The sequence below is a fragment of the Micromonospora sp. NBC_01739 genome (assembly GCF_035920385.1).
Taxonomy (GTDB): Bacteria; Actinomycetota; Actinomycetes; order Mycobacteriales; family Micromonosporaceae; genus Micromonospora.
Genome location: NZ_CP109151.1, coordinates 6,165,580 through 6,183,217, shown reverse-complemented (window position 1 = coordinate 6,183,217; position 17,638 = coordinate 6,165,580). Strand labels below are relative to the sequence as shown.

At 72.3% G+C, this 17,638-nt stretch carries 13 protein-coding genes and 1 pseudogene; 5 read left to right on the top strand and 9 right to left on the bottom strand.

Features of this window, described 5'->3' with window-relative positions:
- Nucleotides 1-21 precede the first annotated feature (21 nt).
- Nucleotides 22-2,571, top strand: a complete 2,550-nt coding sequence (otsB, locus tag OIE53_RS28115) for a trehalose-phosphatase (protein ID WP_327027464.1) — start codon at nucleotides 22-24, stop codon at nucleotides 2,569-2,571.
- A 624-nt stretch (nucleotides 2,572-3,195) separates the two neighbouring features.
- On the top strand, nucleotides 3,196-3,798 hold the full coding sequence (locus OIE53_RS28110; protein WP_327024444.1) for a hypothetical protein: 603 nt from the start codon (nucleotides 3,196-3,198) through the stop codon (nucleotides 3,796-3,798).
- Between the two features lie 371 nt (nucleotides 3,799-4,169).
- Here OIE53_RS28110 and cobA read toward each other — a convergent pair whose 3' ends face one another.
- From cobA to cobC, 3 genes are read right to left on the bottom strand one after another with little or no spacing between them, the layout of a single operon-like run.
- Nucleotides 4,170-5,366, bottom strand: a complete 1,197-nt coding sequence (gene cobA, locus OIE53_RS28105; RefSeq protein WP_327027463.1) for a uroporphyrinogen-III C-methyltransferase — start codon at nucleotides 5,364-5,366, stop codon at nucleotides 4,170-4,172.
- 47 nt (nucleotides 5,367-5,413) lie between these two features.
- Nucleotides 5,414-6,490, bottom strand: a complete 1,077-nt coding sequence (gene cobT, locus OIE53_RS28100) for a nicotinate-nucleotide--dimethylbenzimidazole phosphoribosyltransferase (protein ID WP_327024443.1) — start codon at nucleotides 6,488-6,490, stop codon at nucleotides 5,414-5,416.
- On the bottom strand, nucleotides 6,490-7,560 hold the full coding sequence (gene cobC / locus OIE53_RS28095; RefSeq protein ID WP_327024442.1) for an Rv2231c family pyridoxal phosphate-dependent protein CobC: 1,071 nt from the start codon (nucleotides 7,558-7,560) through the stop codon (nucleotides 6,490-6,492). Before cobC ends, cobT begins: the two co-directional genes overlap by 1 nt.
- Before the next feature lie 132 nt (nucleotides 7,561-7,692).
- Between cobC and OIE53_RS28090 the strand changes: the two genes are divergently transcribed.
- Nucleotides 7,693-9,825 carry a transglycosylase domain-containing protein gene (locus OIE53_RS28090; protein WP_327024441.1) on the top strand — a complete coding sequence of 711 codons (2,133 nt, stop codon included), beginning with the start codon at nucleotides 7,693-7,695 and terminating at the stop codon, nucleotides 9,823-9,825.
- Here OIE53_RS28090 and OIE53_RS28085 read toward each other — a convergent pair.
- Nucleotides 9,794-11,377: a cobyrinate a,c-diamide synthase gene (locus tag OIE53_RS28085; RefSeq protein WP_327024439.1), complete on the bottom strand. Its 1,584-nt coding sequence runs from the start codon at nucleotides 11,375-11,377 to the stop codon at nucleotides 9,794-9,796. The two genes, OIE53_RS28090 and OIE53_RS28085, sit on opposite strands and share 32 nt — an antisense overlap.
- Before the next feature lie 199 nt (nucleotides 11,378-11,576).
- Here OIE53_RS28085 and OIE53_RS28080 point away from each other — a divergent pair, with 199 nt between their 5' ends.
- A complete protein-coding gene (locus tag OIE53_RS28080) occupies nucleotides 11,577-12,386 on the top strand; it encodes an SURF1 family cytochrome oxidase biogenesis protein (RefSeq protein ID WP_327024438.1) in 810 nt (269 codons plus the stop codon).
- A 13-nt stretch (nucleotides 12,387-12,399) separates the two neighbouring features.
- Here the strand turns inward: OIE53_RS28080 and OIE53_RS28075 are convergent, their stop codons facing one another.
- The 4 genes and pseudogenes from OIE53_RS28075 to OIE53_RS28060 form a co-directional block, all read right to left on the bottom strand.
- Nucleotides 12,400-13,974: an ATP-dependent DNA ligase gene (locus tag OIE53_RS28075; protein WP_327024437.1), complete on the bottom strand. Its 1,575-nt coding sequence runs from the start codon at nucleotides 13,972-13,974 to the stop codon at nucleotides 12,400-12,402.
- Between the two features lie 166 nt (nucleotides 13,975-14,140).
- Nucleotides 14,141-14,347, bottom strand: coding sequence for a hypothetical protein (locus OIE53_RS28070; protein WP_327024436.1), 207 nt, complete (start codon nucleotides 14,345-14,347; stop codon nucleotides 14,141-14,143).
- A gap of 62 nt (nucleotides 14,348-14,409) precedes the next feature.
- Complete coding sequence (locus tag OIE53_RS28065; RefSeq protein WP_327024435.1) at nucleotides 14,410-15,780, bottom strand: dipeptidase; 1,371 nt, start codon at nucleotides 15,778-15,780, stop codon at nucleotides 14,410-14,412.
- Nucleotides 15,758-16,629: pseudogene (locus OIE53_RS28060) on the bottom strand (hypothetical protein); the annotation flags it as partial. The pseudogene OIE53_RS28060 and the gene OIE53_RS28065, both read right to left, overlap by 23 nt.
- On the opposite strand from OIE53_RS28060, the gene OIE53_RS28055 reads away from it, so the two are divergent.
- Nucleotides 16,564-16,965, top strand: coding sequence for a rhodanese-like domain-containing protein (locus OIE53_RS28055; protein ID WP_327027462.1), 402 nt, complete (start codon nucleotides 16,564-16,566; stop codon nucleotides 16,963-16,965). The pseudogene OIE53_RS28060 and the gene OIE53_RS28055 sit on opposite strands and share 66 nt — an antisense overlap.
- Nucleotides 16,966-17,000: 35 nt before the next feature.
- Here the strand turns inward: OIE53_RS28055 and OIE53_RS28050 are convergent, their stop codons facing one another.
- On the bottom strand, nucleotides 17,001-17,615 hold the full coding sequence (locus tag OIE53_RS28050; protein ID WP_327024434.1) for a hypothetical protein: 615 nt from the start codon (nucleotides 17,613-17,615) through the stop codon (nucleotides 17,001-17,003).
- Between the last annotated feature and the right edge of the window lie 23 nt (nucleotides 17,616-17,638).

Genomic DNA, 17,638 nt, shown 5'->3' with positions numbered 1-17,638 from the left:
GCGGGCACCCTGGACCGGGAGATGATCTCCGCCATCGGGCGGATCGCCCGAGTCCCCCAACTGCTGATCGCCTGCGACTACGACGGGACCCTGGCCCCGATCGTCGAGGACCCCAGCAAGGCCGTACCCCTGCCGGAGGCGGTCGCCGCGGTACGCGCCCTGGCCGCGCTGCCGCAGACCACCGTCGCGGTGGTCTCCGGCCGGGCGCTCCGTGACCTGGCCGCGCTCTCCCGGCTGCCCAGCGAGGTCCACCTGGTCGGCAGCCACGGCTCCGAGTTCGACATCGGCTTCGTCGAGCGGCTCTCCCCCGAGCTGATCGAGGTGCGGACCCGACTGCGCAACGCACTGCGCGAGATCGCCGCGGCCCACCCGGGGGTACGGCTGGAGCGCAAGCCGGCCAGTGTCGCCGTACACACCCGGGGGGTCGAACCCCAGATCGCCGCCGCCGCCATCGAGGCGGTCCGCAGTGGTCCCGCCACCTGGCCGGACGTCACCGTCACCCAGGGCAAGGAAGTCATCGAGCTGTCCGTGGTGGCCACCCACAAGGGCACCGCGGTCGACCAGTTGCGCACCCAACTGTCGGCCAGCGCGGTGCTCTTCATCGGTGACGACGTCACCGACGAGAACGCCTTCGGCAACCTGAGCGGCCCGGACGTCGGCATCAAGATCGGCCCCGGCGAGACCAAGGCCGACTACCGGGTGGCCGAGCCGATCGAGGCCGCCCGCGTACTCGGGCTGCTGCTGGAGACCCGCCGGCACTGGCTGTTCGGCGAGCGGGCGGTGCCGATCGAGCGGCACTCGATGCTGGCCAACGGGCGTACGGTCGCACTGCTCACCCCCGACGCGAAGGTGACCTGGCTGTGCAACCCCAAGCCCGACTCGGCGGCCATCTTCGCCGACCTGGTCGGGGGTAGCCCGGCCGGGCACTTCAGCGTCGCCCCGGAACGCGGCGGCATCCCCCTGGGTCAGCGCTACCGCTCCGGCACCATGACGGTGGAGACCCGCTGGTCGGGGCTGACCGTCACCGACTGGCTGGACAAGCCCGACCCGCGGACCACCCCGGACGGGCCGGCGATCATCTCCGGTGACTCCACCCTGATCCGGGTGCTCACCGGCACCGGGCGGGCCCGGGTGGAGTTCGCCCCCCGACCGGAGTTCGGGCAGGTCGCCGTCCAGCTCCAGCCGCTCGACGACGGCCTGCTGGTGCTCGGCTCCAACGAGCCGATCGCCCTCTACTCCCCCGGGGTGCAGTGGGAGGTCGGCAACGACGGCGGCTACGAGAGCGCCAGGGCGGTGGTGGACCTGTCCGCCCTCGGCGGGCAGGTGGTGCTGGAGCTGCGCTTCGGTACCCACAGCCTGGAACACCACCGGCTGTCCATCCATGAGCGGCAGGCGGCGGCGGAACGACCCTGGAAGGAGTGGGTGGCCTCGCTGCGGCTGCCCACCACCGCCCGGGACCTGGTCGCCCGCAGCGCGTTGACCCTGCGCGGCCTCTGCCACGAGGCCACCGGCTCGATCCTGGCCGCCGCCACCACCTCCCTGCCGGAGGAACTGGGCGGGGTCCGCAACTGGGACTACCGCTACTGCTGGCTGCGCGACGCCGCGATGACCGCCCGTGCCCTGGTCGACCTGGGTTCCATCGCCGAGGCCGAGGCGTTCCTGCGCTGGGTCGACGGCTGTGTGGAACGCACCGGCGGGCACCCCGAGCGGCTGCACCCCCTCTACACGGTGGACGGTTACGAGCTGGGTGCCGAGGCGGTCATCGACACCCTGCCCGGCTACGCCGGCTCCCGCCCGGTCCGGGTCGGCAACCTCGCCAACCACCAGCTCCAGCTGGACGTCTTCGGCCCGATCGCCGACCTGATCGCGGCCACCGCCGACGTACGCGGCTCGGTGCGCGCCGAGGAGTGGCGGGTGCTGGAGAACATGGTCGAGGCCGTACGCCGCCGCTGGCACGAGCCCGACCACGGCATCTGGGAGGCCCGCCTGCCACCCCGGCACCACATCTTCTCCAAGGTGATGTGCTGGATGACGGTCGACCGGGCGTTGCACGTGGTCCGTCAGCACGGCGGCGAGGACCGCCCCGAGTGGGTGGAACTGCGCGACCGGATCGGCGCCAACGTGCTGGAGTACGGCTGGCACGAGCACGCCGAGGCGTACAGCGTCGCGTACGGCGACGAGGACATGGACGCCTCCTCGCTGTGGATCGGCCTGTCCGGTCTGCTGCCCGGAGACGACCCACGATTCCTGTCCACCGTGCTGAAGATCGAGGCGGATCTGCGTAGCGGACCGGTCGTCTACCGCTACCACTGGGACGACGGACTGCCCGGTCGGGAAGGCGGCTTCCACATCTGCACGGCGTGGCTGATCGAGGCGTACCTGCGCACCGGTCGGCGTACCGATGCCGAGGAGCTGTTCCGCCAGATGATCGACACCGCCGGCCCGACCGGTCTGCTGCCCGAGCAGTACGACCCGCTGGCCGAACGCGGCCTGGGCAACCACCCGCAGGCGTACAGCCACCTCGGGGTGATCCGCTGCGCCCTGCTGCTGGACAACATGCTCAAGCATTAGCTCACCCTCCTTCAGGCGGCCGGAGACAGTCTTCTGTCTCCGGCCGCTCGCGCGTCCGGGTGCGCGCGGTGTGGGCGGGGCGTCCTCGCCGTTACGGCGAAACGGCGGGACCCACGCGAGCCGGAAACCGCCATAACGGCGCAACGGAGTCGATCACCTTCCAAGCAGCCCACCTGGTTGGATCGGGGAGCCGGTGGCCGAGAAGATGGCCCAGCGGCCACGAACGGACTTGCGTCCCACGGACGGACTTGCGTCGTGGAGCCGACCCGTTCGCCGGGTTTACCAAGGAACGCTGGCGGCCTGCGGGGCGTTGTACTCGCCTGGACGACCGAGGAAGGCGCCGGGCTTGAGCCGGGCGGGTGCGGGCCGGAATGTGGCTCCGCCGGATGGCGTTGTATCGGGTGGCTGACCGAGCAGGGCGCCGTGACCGCCAATGGTCAGGTGTGATCCGCCCCCGGGAATCACCGCCCCCGGTCACCGGTTGTAGTTGCTTCCGACGACGCGCAGCCGCTCCCCCGGTACGTCGCGGACTTCCCCCACTCTTCTTTGAGCGCCGGACGGTGCTTGCGTACCCCGTGCCGATCCCCCTCGGCGGGTGCGCCAACCCCCGAATGGAGCTTCATCATGAACTCGATCTTCCGTAACAGCGTGCTCGGTATTGCCGGTGTGGCCCTGGCCGGTGGTGTGTTCGCCGGTCCCGTTGCCGGGCACACGGACGCCACTGCGGTGAAGTCGAACCCGGTGGCCGCCGTGCAGGCCGACAAGCCGAAGGCCGACAAGCCCGACGCCGGCAAGCTGATCCCCCACGGTGTGCAGGGCGCCCAGTCCCGCATCGACCTGAACGACGAGCAGATCGCCAACACCAAGGCGATCATCGCCGCCACCAAGAAGAACGGCATGGACGAACGCGCCGCCGTCGTCTCCATCGCCACCGCCCTGCAGGAATCCAAGCTGGAGAACCTGGGCCACCTCGGCGACCGCAACGACCACGACTCCCAGGGCCTGTTCCAGCAGCGCCCCTCCAGCGGCTGGGGCACGGTCGAGCAGATCACCGACCCCGAGTACTCCACCACCGCCTTCCTCAAGGGCCTCAAGCAGGTCGACGGCTGGCAGGACATGCCCCTGACCAAGGCAGCCCAGACCGTCCAGGTCTCGGCCTACCCCGACCACTACGCCCAGTGGGAACAGCAGGCCGCCGACCTGGTAGCCCAACACTGGAACAGCTGACCCCGACAGACATTCCTCCACAGGGGGAGCAGGAAACCGTTGGCCGGCACCCGAGGTTCGGGTGCCGGCCAACGGCCGTCTGCACCCTCTACCAGGGCAGTCCGGCGATGAACTCGATCCCATCCGTGCGACCAGCAGCACTCAGAGGCTCAACAGGAGGCGGGAGCATCCGCCGCCAGCGGCAAGCAGGGACCCAGACCCCCGAACGCGCCGGCAGGATCAACGAAGGCCGACCAGGTCAGGCTGGGGCGACCGTGCCCGGCGTAGGGATCAAGCCTGACCGCCCGAAGCCGGGCACGGTCGCCCCAGCCCAAACCGCAACCACCCAAGAACAAAGCCGCAGAGCCGAGCACAATTCACCCCAGGGACGATCAAAGGAGGGGAAGAACGCCGACCACATCCCCCACCACCACGACCGCCGGCGGCCGTACCCCCGCAGCCGCCACGTCCTCTGCCACCGAACCTAGCGTCGACCGCAGGGTTCGCTGCCCCCCGGTGGTGGCCTCCTGGACCACTGCCGCCGGGGTGTCCGCCGGTCGCCCGTGTTGAAGCAGAGTGGCCGTGATCGCCGATAGGTTCTTCAGCCCCATCAGGATCACCAGGGTGCCGCGCAGGGCGGCCAGCGCCTCCCAGCGCACCAGCGAGGCCGCCGAGTCGGGCGCTACGTGCCCGGAGACCACGGTGAACTCGTGCGCCACTCCCCGGTGGGTGACCGGGATCCCGGCCGCCGCCGGGGCGGCGACGGAACTGGTCACCCCCGGTACCACGGTCACCGGTACGCCAGCTTCCGCGCAGGCCAGCAACTCCTCCCCGCCGCGTCCGAAGACGTACGGGTCACCGCCCTTGAGGCGGACCACGAAGGCACCGGCCAACGCCCGGTCCACCAGGATCCGGTTGATCTCCTCCTGGGCGCGGGCCGGGCCGTAGGGGATCTTCGAGGCGTCCACCAGTTCCACGCCGGTACGCAGTTCGTCGAGGAGCAGGCCGGGCACCAGCCGGTCGGCGACCACCACGTCGGCCTCGGTGAGCAACCGCCAACCCCGGAGGGTGATCAACTCCGGGTCCCCCGGCCCGGCCCCCACCAGAGCAACTCGCCCAGGTGACCCGGCCTCGGTGTTAACAGGGGACCCCTGCTCTACCGAATCCGTTAACAGGGGGCCCTTCCTTTCACTTTCGCGCAGGAGGGGGCGGATGGCGTCGCGGATGGTCATGGCGCGGCGGGGGTCGCCGCCACCGAGGACGGCCACGGTTACCGGGCCGTGTCGGGTCACCGCCGGGGTCCAGGCGGTGGCCGCCTCCCGGTCGTCGGCGCGTACGCAGAAGATGCGGCGCTGGGCTGCGGCGGCGCTGACGGCGGCGGCGGCCTGCGGGTCGTCGATGGCGACGTGGACCAGCCAGGCGCCTTCCAGGTCCTCGGGGTCGAACGGGCGGGGGATCCAGCGCAGTCGGCCGGCGTCGGCGTGGGCCCGCAGCGCCGGGGTGATCTCCGGTGCGACCAGCAGGAGTTCGGCGCCCGCGTCGAGCAGGGCCGGTACCCGCCGGGTGGCCACGGCTCCCCCGCCCACCATGACGACCCGCAGGCCGGCCAGTCGAAGCCCGAGGGGGTACGGATTGCTCACTTCTCGGTCACGCCGGCTGAGTCGAAGGTGGCGACCTCGTGCAGTACCCGCACGGCGCCGGTGACCATGGGCAGGGCCAGCAGGGCGCCGGTGCCCTCGCCGAGGCGCAGGCCGAGGTCGATCAGCGGGGTGAGGCCGAGTCGCTGCAGGGCTACGGTGGCCCCGGGCTCGGCGGAGCGGTGCCCGGCGATCATCGCGCCGACCGCCTCCGGGGCGAGGGCCGCGGCGGCCAGCGCGGCGGAGACCGCGATGACCCCGTCCAACAGCACGGGTACGCGTCGCGCGGCGGCGCCGAGGAGCAGCCCGGTCAGCGCGGCGTGTTCCAGTCCACCCACGGCGGCCAGCACCCCGAGGGGATCTGTCGGGTCGGGTGTGTGCCGGGCCAGTGCCGCCCGGACCACTTCGATCTTGTGCTGGTAGGTGGGGTCGTCGATGCCGGTGCCCCGCCCGGTGGCCTCGGCGGCGTCGACTCCGGTGAAGGCGGCGATCAGCGCGGCGGCCGGGGTGGTGTTGGCGATCCCCATGTCCCCGGTGATCAACAGGGCCGCCCCGGAGTCGATCAGCTCCCCGGCGATCCGGATGCCGACCGCTACGGCGGACCGCGCCTCGTCCCGGGTGAGCGCGGCGGTGACGGTCATGTCCCGGGTACCCCGCCGGACATTGGCCTCGACCAGCCGCGGCACGTCGACCAGCCGCGGCATGTCGTCGGGGGTGGGCAGGGGGGTGGCCACCCCGACGTCGACCACGGTGACCGTGGCGTCGGCTTGGCGGGCGAAGGCGTTGACGACCGCACCTCCGGCCAGGAAGTTGCCGACCATCTGGACGGTGACCTCCTGCGGCCAGGGGGTCACCTGCTGGGCGTGCACCCCGTGGTCACCGGCGAAGATGGCCACGGCCGCCGGGCTGGGCAGCGGCGGCGGGCAGGTGCCGGCCAGACCGGCCAGGCGTACGGACAGCTCCTCCAGGAGGCCGAGCGAGCCGGCGGGTTTGGTCAGCCGGGCCTGCAACTGCCGTGCCGTGCTCATCGCCGCCTCGTCGAGCGGGCCGATCGCCGCGATCGTGGTCTCCAGCATCATGCCTCCAGAAATTTCGCCAGTACCTCGATGAACGCGTCCGTGCAGGCCCGGTCCCGCACCGCGATCCGCAGCCAGTCCGGGCCGAGCCCGGGAAAGGTGTCTCCTCGGCGTACCGCCCAGCCATGATCGCGTAGGACGGCGCGGAGCCGGTCCGCGCCCGGCCGATGGATCAGTACGAAGGCGCTGGTCGGTCGCCCGACCACGCGTACCCCGGGCAGGGCCGACAGGCGGGTCACCAGGTGGTCGCGGTCGGCGGCCAGTTGCGCGGCGATGGCGCGCTCGGCCTGGACCGCGGTGGGGCCGGCGCAGGCGGTCGCGGCGGCCAGGGCGGGGGTGGAGACCGCCCAGAGGGGTTGTACGGCGGCCAGTCGGCGCAACAGGTCCGCCGGGCCGAGCAGGTAGCCGATCCGCAGCCCGGCCAGCCCCCAGGTCTTGGTGAGGCTGCGCACGACCAGCAGCCCGGGAAGGTCGCGGCGGGCCGCCAGGGATTCGGGCTCGCCGTGGTGTCCGGGCGCGGCCGTGGTGTCGGCGAAGGCCTCGTCGACCACCAGCACCCGACCGGGCCGGGCCAGGCCGGCCAGGTCGGCGGCGGGATGCAGCACCGAGGTGGGGTTGGTGGGATTGCCGATCATGACCAGGTCGGCGTCGGCGGGGATCCGGTCGGGATCCAGCCGGAAGTCGTCCGCCGGGTCCAGCAGTACCCGCTGCACCTGGTGTCCGGCGGCCCGCAGGGCGGCCTCCGGCTCGGTGAACTGGGGGTGCACCACCACCGGTCGACGGATGCCGCGCAGCGCCTGGGCGATCAGCACGAACCCCTCGGCGGCACCGGCGGTCAGCAGTACCTCCTCCGGGGGCCTACCGTGCCGGGCGGCTACCGCGGCCCGGGCCGGGCCAGGATCCGGGTACGCGGCCAGGTCGGTCAGGGTCGCCGTGATCGGTTCGGCCAGCCAGCTCGGCATCGGCGCCCGCCGTACGTTGACGGCCAGGTCGACCAGCCCGGCACCCACCTCCGCGTCACCGTGATGGGTGAGGTCCGGCTCGGTGGCCGGAATCAGGGGTGCGTGCATGTCCGCGATCCTGCCGGGAAGGCGGCACCGGGGACAGCAACCCGAGGGGTGGGCCGCATCACCACCGCATCACCACCGATCACTTCATGAGTATTTCTCATGGATGATTCGGAAATGTCATAACTTATCGGTGTGAGCAATCGACCCCTTGCTGCCGCTGGTCGTTTCGTTCCCCTGCTCCGTGCCGGGCTGATCGCCGGCCTCGTCGTCGCCGCCGTGGCGTACCCCGTGGTCGCCCTGACCGGTGTCGGGGCCAAGGCGACCGCGCACGCCGTGGAGAACAAGACCAGACTGCTGACCACCGCCCTGCCCGCCGAGACCTCCTACCTCTACGCGCCCGACGGCAAGACCGTGCTGACCATGTTCTTCGAGGAGTACCGGCAGTACACCAAGCTGTCGGACATCTCGCCGCACATGCAGCAGGCGATCGTGTCGGCCGAGGACAACCGCTTCTACCGGCACCACGGCGTCGACCCCAAGGGGGTGGCCCGCGCCTTCGTGGCGAACGCCCGCTCCAGCGGGGTGTCCCAGGGTGCCTCGACCCTGACCATGCAGTACGTCCGGATGGCGCTGCGGGACAGCGCGAGCACTCCCAAGGAGGTGCAGGAGGCCACCGCCCAGACCCCGGTCCGCAAGGTCAAGGAGATGCGGATGGCGGTCGACCTGGAGAAGGAGCTGAGCAAGGAGGACATCCTGGAGCGCTACCTCAACTCGGCGTACTTCGGGCACCGGGCGTACGGCATCTACGCCGCCAGCGAGATCTTCTTCTCCAAGACCCCTAAGGAACTCACCCCGGTCGAGGCGGCCACCCTGGCCGGCCTGGTGAAGTCCCCCTCCCAGTACGACCCGGCCAGCTCGGACCAGAAGGAGGCCACCGCCCGGCGCAACTACGTGCTGGACAACATGGCCCGGCTGGGCTACCTGTCCCCGGACTCGGTGCAGGCGGCGAAGAGCGAGCCGATCCGGCTGCGGCTGACCTACCCGCCGAACGACTGCGCCTCCGTGCCGGAGAAGTGGAACAGCTGGGGCTTCCTCTGCGACTACCTGAAGAACTGGTGGAGTGCTCAGCCGGCCTTCGGAGACAACCGGCTGGAGCGCCTGGACAAGCTACGACGGGGCGGCTATCGGATCGTGCTCAGCATGGACCCGAAGATCCAGTCGGCGGCCGAGGACAACGTCGGCACCAAGGGCAACACCGGCAGCCCCTTCGCCAACGGCATCGTGCTGGCCGAACCGGGCACCGGGCGGATCAAGGCGATGGCGGTGAACCGCAGATACTCGTTGCAGGTGGACGAGAACCCGCTGAGCTCCAACCCGGAGGCGGGCCCGAAGGTACGGGCCAACTATCCGAACACGGTCGCACCCCTGATGGGCGGCGGCGACCTGCCCGGCTACCAGGCCGGATCGACCTTCAAGATGTTCCCCATGCTGGCCGCGCTGGACGCCGGCATGACCCTGAACACCGCCTTCAACGCACCGCACCGGTACCAGTCGGAGATCTACGACGGCTGGGCACCGACCAACGCCAGTGGCGCGATGAGCGGCATGCAGACCATGTGGTCCGGATTCGGCAAGTCCGTCAACACCTACTTCGTCTGGCTGGAGGAGCAGGTCGGCGCGGAGCGGGCCGTGCGGCTGGCCGAGCAGTTGGGGCTGCGCTGGCGTACCGACGTGGACCGCGACCACGCCTCCCCCTCGAAGGCCAACAAGTGGGGGGCCTTCACCCTGGGGGTCTCCGACGCCACCCCGCTGGAGATGGCCAACGCGTACGCCGCCGTAGCCGCCGACGGGCGGTACTGCGAGGCGATGCCGGTAACCGCGATCTACAACCGGGACGGCACCCCGGCCACCTACACGACTCCCGGTGGCATCGCCCGGGAGGTGGCCAAGCCCCGCTGCCGCCAGGTGGTCAGCGCGGACGCCGCCCGGGCCGCCACGGACGCCGCCCGCTGCCCGACCGGTGACACCCCGGCCAAGGGTGGCTGCGGTGGCTGGTCGACCGCGGACAGTGTGCGGGGCACGGTGGGGCGCCCGGTGGCCGGCAAGACCGGTACCACGGACAGCACCCGGTCGGCCTGGTTCGTCGGCTACACCCCGGAACTGGCCGCGGCCAGCTTCATCTCCGACCCGGACAACCCGTTCAACGCGGTGGGTGACGGCCAGTCACAGATCCCGATCGCCGCGGTCGCCAACACCCTCCGCGACGCCCTGAAGGGCCAACCCGTCCGGCAGTTCACCCCACCATCGGACCGGATAGTGGGCTGACCACCGGCCCGGCGTCCGACTCGGGCGCCGGGCCCTCCGTCCCCGCCACCGACCCGCCGGATACCAGGGCCGGTCCGCCGGAACCGGCCGGCGGTCCGCCAGCCACCGCAGGCAAGCCAGCAGGTACGGCAGGTGGGCCAGCAGGTACGGCGGGCGAGCCAGCGGGCACGGCGGCAGGGCCCATGGGTACGGCGGGTGGGCCGGCGGTCGCGGCGGTGACCAGGCGGGTCGCCAGGTGGGGGTACCCGGCCCAGTGCGGGACCAGTTGGGAGGCGTGCACGCCACGCCAGACGAATCCCTCCGGGGCGCCACCGGCCCAACTCCAGGCCGGGCGCGGGCCACCCCGGGGGGACAGCACCCCCCGGTGTTCCTTGTGCCCCACGACCACCTCACCCCGGGTGGTGATGATGCTGTCGCTCTGGGCGGTGGCCTCCCGGTAGCCGACCACCAGTCCGTCGCGGAGGCTGCCGACCGCGTCCAGCACCCCGCACATGGGCAGCCCGTCCACCTCCCGGGCCAGCCACAGCAGGCCGGCCCCTTCGGCGACCACCGGCCGCCCGATGCGGGCCAGTTCCGCTACCGCGATGCAGAGCCGCCGGTTGGCGGACAACTGCTCGACGTACGACTCGGGCAGGGCGCCACCGACCACCAGGGCCCCGGTACCGGTCGGCAGCGCCTCGTCGGCGAAGGGGTCGACCGTCACCACCTGCGCCCCCGCCGCCCGCAGCAACTCGATCGTCTCGACCTGGCTGTAGGTGCCGCCCGGCCCGCCGACCACCGCGATGATCGGGCCGGGGGTACCCGAGGGCGGCGCCTCGGCGGGCTGGGGTGACCAGGGCGTCAGGCCCAGGGCCGGGGCGGACCGGGCCAACCCGAGCAGCCGTTCCAGGTCGACCGTGGCGGCGACCGCCTCGCCGAGTCGCCGGACCGCCCGGGTGGCCTCCCCGGAGCCGGTCACCACCGGCCCCACCTGGTGCCGCCGCGACGGCAACACCGCCGGCAGATCCTGCCGACGCAGGGCCCCGTAGACCGGCATGCCGATGTCGTCCAGCGCCTCGCGCAGCAACGCCTCGTGTCGGGAGGAGGCGACCCGGTTGAGGATCACCCCGCCGATCCACAACTGCTCGTCGTACGCCCGGAAGCCGTGCACCAGAGCCGCCACCGACTGACCCATCGCGGCGACATCGACCACCAGCACCACCGGGCTGCGCAGGGCGGTGGCGACCGCGGCGGTCGACTCGGTGTCGCCCCGGCCGCTGAGGCTGTCGTACAGGCCCATGCTGCCCTGCACCAGCGCCAGGCCGGTGCCGGCGGCACCGTGCAGCAGCAGCGGGGCGATCCGCTCCAGGCCGACCAGTCGCGCGTCCAGGTTGCGCCCGGGTCGGCCGGAGGCCAGCCCCAGGTAGGCCGCGTCGACCTGATCCGGGCCGATCTTGAAGCCTGCCACCTCGGTCCCCCGGTCGGCCAGCGCGGCGAGCAGGCCGATCGCCAACGCGTTCTTGCCGTGCCCGGACGAGGGGGCGCTGAGCACCAGACGCGGCACGACAGTCATCATCGACTCCTCGCGTACGGACGGGCGTGCCGACCGTCGGCGCGCTCCGCCCGCGTGACGATAGCCGAACCGGACGACTGGCACGCACCGGCCGGTACCCCTCCCATTCCGACCTCCCACCCCTAGCGCCCATCGCGGCACCGGTACGGTGCGTCACCGCGCAGCATGGCGGCGATGGCCGACCGGGTAGCCTCTTGGCGTGTACCGGTTCCTGCTGACCCCACGCTGGCTGGGCATTCTCGCGCTGACTCTGGTCGCCGCCACGGTGATGGTGCTGCTGGGCAACTGGCAACTGGACCGCTACCGGGGTCGTACCGCGATCAACGAGCGGATCGACGCCGGCCTGCGGATGGCGGCGGTGCCGCTGCGGGACGCCCTGCCCGCCCCCACCGGGGGTCCGGGCACGGTAGGGCCCCCGCCGGCCGAGGAGCGGACCTTCACCCGGGTCACCCTGACCGGCCGGTACGACACCGACAACACCGTGTTCGTCCGGGGTCGTACGGTCGACAGCAAGGTCGGCTTCGAGGTGCTCACCCCGCTGGTGCTGACCGACGGCACCGCCGTGGTGGTGAACCGGGGTTGGATCCCGCCCGCCCCGGGTGGGGCGCTGGCCCAGCCGGTGCTGCCGACCACCCCGACGGGCGAGGTCACCGTCGAGGGTCGGGTACGCGCCAGCGAGAGCGGGGACGCCAAGGTGTCCCGCCGGGAGGGCCGGTTGGAGAGCCGCCGGGTCTCCCTGCCCCAGCTCGCCCCCCAACTGCCGTACCCGCTGCACGGGGGGTACGTGCTGCTCGACGAGCAGACCCCGGCCGCCGATCCGGTGTTCAAGGCGGTGCCGGTGGGGCACGCCAACAACTGGCAGAACCTGGGCTACGTGGTCCAGTGGTGGATCTTCGGGGGGATGACCGTCTTCGGTTTCGGGTGGATCGCCCGTCGGGAGGCCCGCCGCCTGGCCGGGGTGACCGACGACCGGCCCCGCGACCGCGCCGCCGACCCCTCCCCCGCCTGACCGCCCGCTACGGCTACCCGGCCGGCGGGCGGCCCGCCCGGATGGCGCGAACGGTGTCGATGGTGTCGGCCTCGGCGGCGGACTTGTCCTCGCGGTAGCGCACCACCCGGGCGAAGCGCAGCGCCACGCCGCCGGGATAGCGGGTGCTGGTCTGCACCCCGTCGAAGGCGATCTCCACCACCTGTTCGGGGCGGACCCGGACCACCCACTCCCCCCGCTGGACCGCCAGGGCCAGGAAGCGTTCGGTCTGCCAGCGCAGCATCTCGTCGGTAAGGCCCTTGAAGGTCTTGCCGAGCATCACGAAGTCGCCGGTACCCGGATCGCGTGCCCCCAGGTGCAGGTTGGACAGCCAGCCGGTGCGTCGGCCACTGCCCCACTCGACGGCCAGCACGACCAGGTCCAGGGTGTGCCGGGGCTTGACCTTGATCCAGGCCGCGCCTCGCCTACCGGCCTCGTACGGCGCCTCGGGTGCCTTGACCACGACACCCTCCTGACCGGCGGCCAGGGCGGCGGCCATCGCCTGGCCGGCCTGCTGCGGCCCGGTAACCGCCATCCGTCCCACCAGCAGGGCGGGGTCGACCGTGTCACCCAGCGCCGCCCACCGCTCCCGTCCGGGCAGGTCGATCAGATCCGTCCCGTCCAGATGCAGCAGATCGAAGAAGTACGGGGTGAGCACGGCCGCGCCGGTGCGGGCGGCGACAGCGCGCACCGCCGGGGCGACTTCGGCTGATCCGGTGGTGCGCCGTGCGGCCGCGCTGGAGGTCTGCTGGAAGGGCAGCGGCCGGCCGGTCTCGTCCAGCCCGATGGCCTCCCCGTCGAGGACCAGTTCCCGGGCCGGCAGGGCCCGCACCGCCTCGACCACCGCGGGCAGCCGGGTGGTGATCTCGTCCAGGCTGCGGGTGTAGACCGCGATGTCCGACCCGCTGCGGTGCACCTGGATGCGGATGCCGTCGAGCTTGACATCGACCACGGCGGGCAGGCCGGTGGCGGTCAAGGCCTCGTCGACCGTCGCGGCACTCTGCGCCAGCATGGGGGCCAGGGGCCGCCCGACCCGCAGCCCGAATCCGGCCAGGGCGGCGGACCCACCGGCCAGGGCGGCCACCGCCACCTCCCGCAGGTCACCGGCGAGCAGCAGGGCCCGGCGTACGGCCGTCACCGGCACCTCGGCGGCCCGGGCGATCGCGTCGGCGAGCAGCCCCGCCTGGGCGCCGTGGCGCAGCTCGCCGAGGAACAGGCCGGTCAGCAGCCGTTGCTCGTCGGCGGTCGCCGCCGCGTAGAGGCGGTGCACCAGGGCACGCCGACGGGCCTGCGATCCGCTGCCGTGCACCGCGGCGATCTCGTCGATCGCCGCGTCGACCGCACCGACCGTCAGGGTGGGCTCCGCCGCCGGCGGGGGCAGGTCACGCAGACCGGCCCAGCCGACTCCGGTCTGCCGTTGGCGCAGCTCACCGGCGAGCCAGCCGGCCCCGGCCGGAACCTCGACCGGGTCCAGCCGGCGCAACGCCTCGGCCAGCAACTCGACCTTGGCCAGTCGGCCGGTGGTGGCGCCGACGGCTGCGGAGGTGGCGGCCAGGTCGAGGAATCGCACGACCCCGATCCTGCCAGCCACCTCCGACAACAGCCGCCGATCGCCGCGCCGTCGATCCCCCAGGGGGCGACGAATCCGCTCACCACCGGCCCGCCAGCCGGAAGCCGGTGCCGCAGACCCGCCGGTCAGCCGAGCCGCCGCTCAGCCGGTGCGGCCGACCCGCCGGTCAGGCCGCCACCGGTTCCTCGACGCGCAGGCCCCGGGCACGGACCCCCTCAGCGATGCGGGACAGCGAGGCGTCCAGGGCTACCAGGGCGGCGGACAGCTCCGCGAGCTGTTCCTTGAGCGTGTCCTCGGACCACGCGGAGACGTCGATGTCTCCCAGAGCGCTGACGGCGGCCCCCAGGCGGGCCATCTCCTCGTTCGTACGCATGTTCGAGAGGCTACAACAGCCCCGCGTCCGACACACCGGAAACGGCCACCAATCGTCGGAAGTTACGGGTCGCGTCGTGAACCGGCCTCGGCCACCTTGGCCAGCAACAACGCCTCGGCCAGGCAGACCCGGGCGAACTCCCCCAGGTGCAGGCTCTCGTTCGGCCCGTGCGCCCGGGCGTGGGGATCCTCCACACCGGTCACCAGGATCGCCGCCTCGGGGAACATCTCCTGGAAGGTGGCGATGAAGGGGATCGAGCCGCCGACGCCGATGTCCACCGGATCGGTGCCCTCCCAGGCCGTCCGGAAGGCCGACCGCGCCGCGTCGAACATCGGGCCGCTGGCCTCGATGACGCAGGGCGCCCCGTCGTGTTCGAGGGTGACCTGGACCTGGGCGCCCCAGGGGGCGTACCGGTGCAGGTGGTCGCGCAGCGCCGCGTACGCCTTCTTGGGGTCGTCACCCGGGGCCAGCCGTACGCTCACCTTCGCCTTGGCCGCCGGGACCAGGGCGTTGGGCGCCTCGGCGGTGGCCGGGGCGTCGATGCCGAGCACGGCGAGGGCCGGCTTGGTCCAGAGCCGGTCGGTGATCTTGCCGATACCCAGCAGGCCCACCCCCTCGACCAGGCTGGCCTCGGCGCGGAACCGGTCCTCGGGATAGTCGACCGTGGCGCCCTCCCGGCCGGTCAGGCCCTGCACCGCCACATTGCCGGCGTCGTCGTGCAGGGTGGCCAGCAGCCGCACGAGGGTGGTCAGGGCGTCCGGCACCGGCCCGCCGAACATGCCGCTGTGCACGGCGTGCTCCAGGGTGCGCACCTCGACGAAGCAGTTGACGATGCCCCGCAGCGAGGTGGTCAGCGCCGGTACCCCGACATCCCAGTTGGTCGAGTCGGCGATCACGATCACGTCGGACTCGAGGGTGTCGCGGTGCTCGGCCAGCAGCCGTTCGAGGGAGTCGGAGCCGTACTCCTCCTCGCCCTCGATGAACAGCACCACCCCTACCGGCAGCCGGTCGCCGAAGGCCCGCAGCGCGGCGATGTGGGCCATGATGCCGGCCTTGTCGTCGGCGGCACCCCGGCCGTACAGCCGTCCCTCGCGCTCCACCGGCTCGAAGGGGTCGGATTCCCACAGGGTCCGATCACCGACCGGCTGCACGTCGTGGTGGGCGTAGAGCATGACCGTCGGCGCACCGGCCGGGGCCGCCTTGCGGCCGATCACCGCCGGCTGCCCACCGGCCCGCACGATGTCCACCTCCAGGCCACAGTCGCGCAGCAGCTGCGCCACCGCCTCGGCGGAGCGTTCCACCTGGGTGTGGTCGAACCCTTCGAAGGCGATGCCGGGGATACACACCAGGCGTTCCAGGTCGGCCCGTACCCCGGGCAGTTCCCGCTGCACGGCGGCGTGCAGCTCGGCCTCGGTCATGATCGGTGTGGTCATGACCGGCATCGTATTCCGGCCTTACCGCACCCCGACGCCCACATCACCGACTCCGGTCCCGCCGCCCGCAGTCGACCCCGCCGCCAGGTAGTAGCGGTCCGGATCGTGCGGCAGGCTCGGTGCGCCGTCGACCACCAGGTCGGCGCGGGAGACGGTGCGGTCGGCCTCGAAGTGCTCCTGCTCGCCGAGGTGCCACCGCCGCAGCTCAGGCAGGATGGCCGGGCCGTCCCGGGCCACCGCCCGGGTCAGCCGCAGGGGCTGCGGGGCGGTGACGAAGACCGCCAGGCTCAGGTCGGGCTGTGCCTCGGCCCGGGCCGCGCTGACCCCCTCCACGATCAGCACCGGCCCCACCGGCACCGGCACCGGGTGGGGCAGAAACCCCTGCCGGACCCAGCTGTACCGCTGGTAGGCGCCGGCCTGACCGGCCCGGACCGGGGCCAGCACGCCGGACTCCAGGCGGGGCCAGAAGGTGAGTTGGTCGTCCCACCCGTCGAGCAGATCGTCGGTGTGCACCACCGGTGGGTGGCCCGCGTCGGTGGCGGCCAGGGCGTCGGCAAGCCGCGCCGCGAAGGCGGTCTTGCCCGCCCCGCTGGGACCGTCGATCGCCACCAACCGGGTACCCCCCAACCGGGCCGGCCGGGCCAGCACCCGTCGGGCCAGATCGGCGTACGCCGCGAAGATCACCACCACGGGCAGGAACGTTACCGTTCGTGTTGTCCCACACCGCTTCCGGCCGCTAATCGCCTACCCAGACGGCACGATCGGATCGTGTCCCATTCCGTGATGAGTCCCGGCGTCGAGGCGTTGCTGGAGCAGGCCCGCGCGGGCATGACCCGGTTGACCCCGCAGGAGACGGTGCAGGCCGCGGCCCGCGGCGCGCTCGTGATCGACACCCGTACCGACGCCCAACGTCGGGAACAGGGCGAACTACCCGGCGTTCTCGTGATCGACCGGACGGTGCTGGAGTGGCGGCTCGACCCGGCCAGCGACTGGCGCATCCCCGAGGCCACCGGGTACGACATCGAGGTCGTCGTGGTGTGCCGCCAGGGATACAGCTCCAGCCTCGCCGCCGCCAGCCTGCGCGCCCTCGGTCTGCACCGGGCCACCGACATGATCGGCGGAGTCGACGCCTGGCGCGCGGCGGGCCTCCCCTTCTCCGATCAGCCGGCCGACGTACGTCTCTGAGCCGTCCGGCGCGCGGGCGTCGACGCGGCGGCTGCTCAGGCCGTCATCAGCGTCAACGTCTCCTCCACATACGCGACCATCAGCGCCTCCATCTCGGCATCTCCGGGCGCCTCAGGTCCGGCCGTGAAGAGTTCGACCATGACGTACGCGTCACCGCGCGCCACGTGCACCTTCGCCCTCCGGCCCGCCATCGGTCCGTACTCGGGGATCTCCTCCTTCTCGACCGGCATGAGCCATATCCAGGCGCCGTCACCGAGTTGCGGCAGTTCATGCCAGGTGCCGAGGATGTCCCGTACCGGTTGCTCCGGCACGGCTTCCCGGGCGTCCTGCGGGGAATCGGCGAGCACCATGAAGACGGTGAGGTCGTGCAGTGCGGTCGGATCCCGCTGCATGACCCCGAGCGCGCATTTACGCGCCGGATCATCCGCCCGCGACGGCCAGTCCCGGGTAGCCGTGGTGCCGCCATACAGATCGATCAACGGCTGCGGGTCGAGCTTCGCGCACAGCTCGTCCACCAGTTGATAGGTCGGCGGAGACGGCTGCGGGGTGGCCAGCTCCGACGGGGGGCCGGCGCAACCGGCCAGCAGGGTGCCGAACAGCGCGGGCAGCAGCACGACGGCACGCCGTGGCAGACGGCTGGGAAACGTCACGGCAAGATCATGTCATGGCTTTC

Coding starts and splice junctions, on each gene's coding strand:
- otsB (WP_327027464.1), top strand. CDS start 22: ATGATCTCCGCCATCGGGCGGATCGCCCGAGTCCCCCAACTGCTGATC.
- OIE53_RS28110 (WP_327024444.1), top strand. CDS start 3,196: ATGAACTCGATCTTCCGTAACAGCGTGCTCGGTATTGCCGGTGTGGCC.
- cobA (WP_327027463.1), bottom strand. CDS start 5,366: ATGGTGGGCGGGGGAGCCGTGGCCACCCGGCGGGTACCGGCCCTGCTC.
- cobT (WP_327024443.1), bottom strand. CDS start 6,490: ATGCTGGAGACCACGATCGCGGCGATCGGCCCGCTCGACGAGGCGGCG.
- cobC (WP_327024442.1), bottom strand. CDS start 7,560: ATGCACGCACCCCTGATTCCGGCCACCGAGCCGGACCTCACCCATCAC.
- OIE53_RS28085 (WP_327024439.1), bottom strand. CDS start 11,377: ATGACTGTCGTGCCGCGTCTGGTGCTCAGCGCCCCCTCGTCCGGGCAC.
- OIE53_RS28070 (WP_327024436.1), bottom strand. CDS start 14,347: ATGCGTACGAACGAGGAGATGGCCCGCCTGGGGGCCGCCGTCAGCGCT.
- OIE53_RS28065 (WP_327024435.1), bottom strand. CDS start 15,780: ATGACCACACCGATCATGACCGAGGCCGAGCTGCACGCCGCCGTGCAG.
- OIE53_RS28055 (WP_327027462.1), top strand. CDS start 16,564: ATGAGTCCCGGCGTCGAGGCGTTGCTGGAGCAGGCCCGCGCGGGCATG.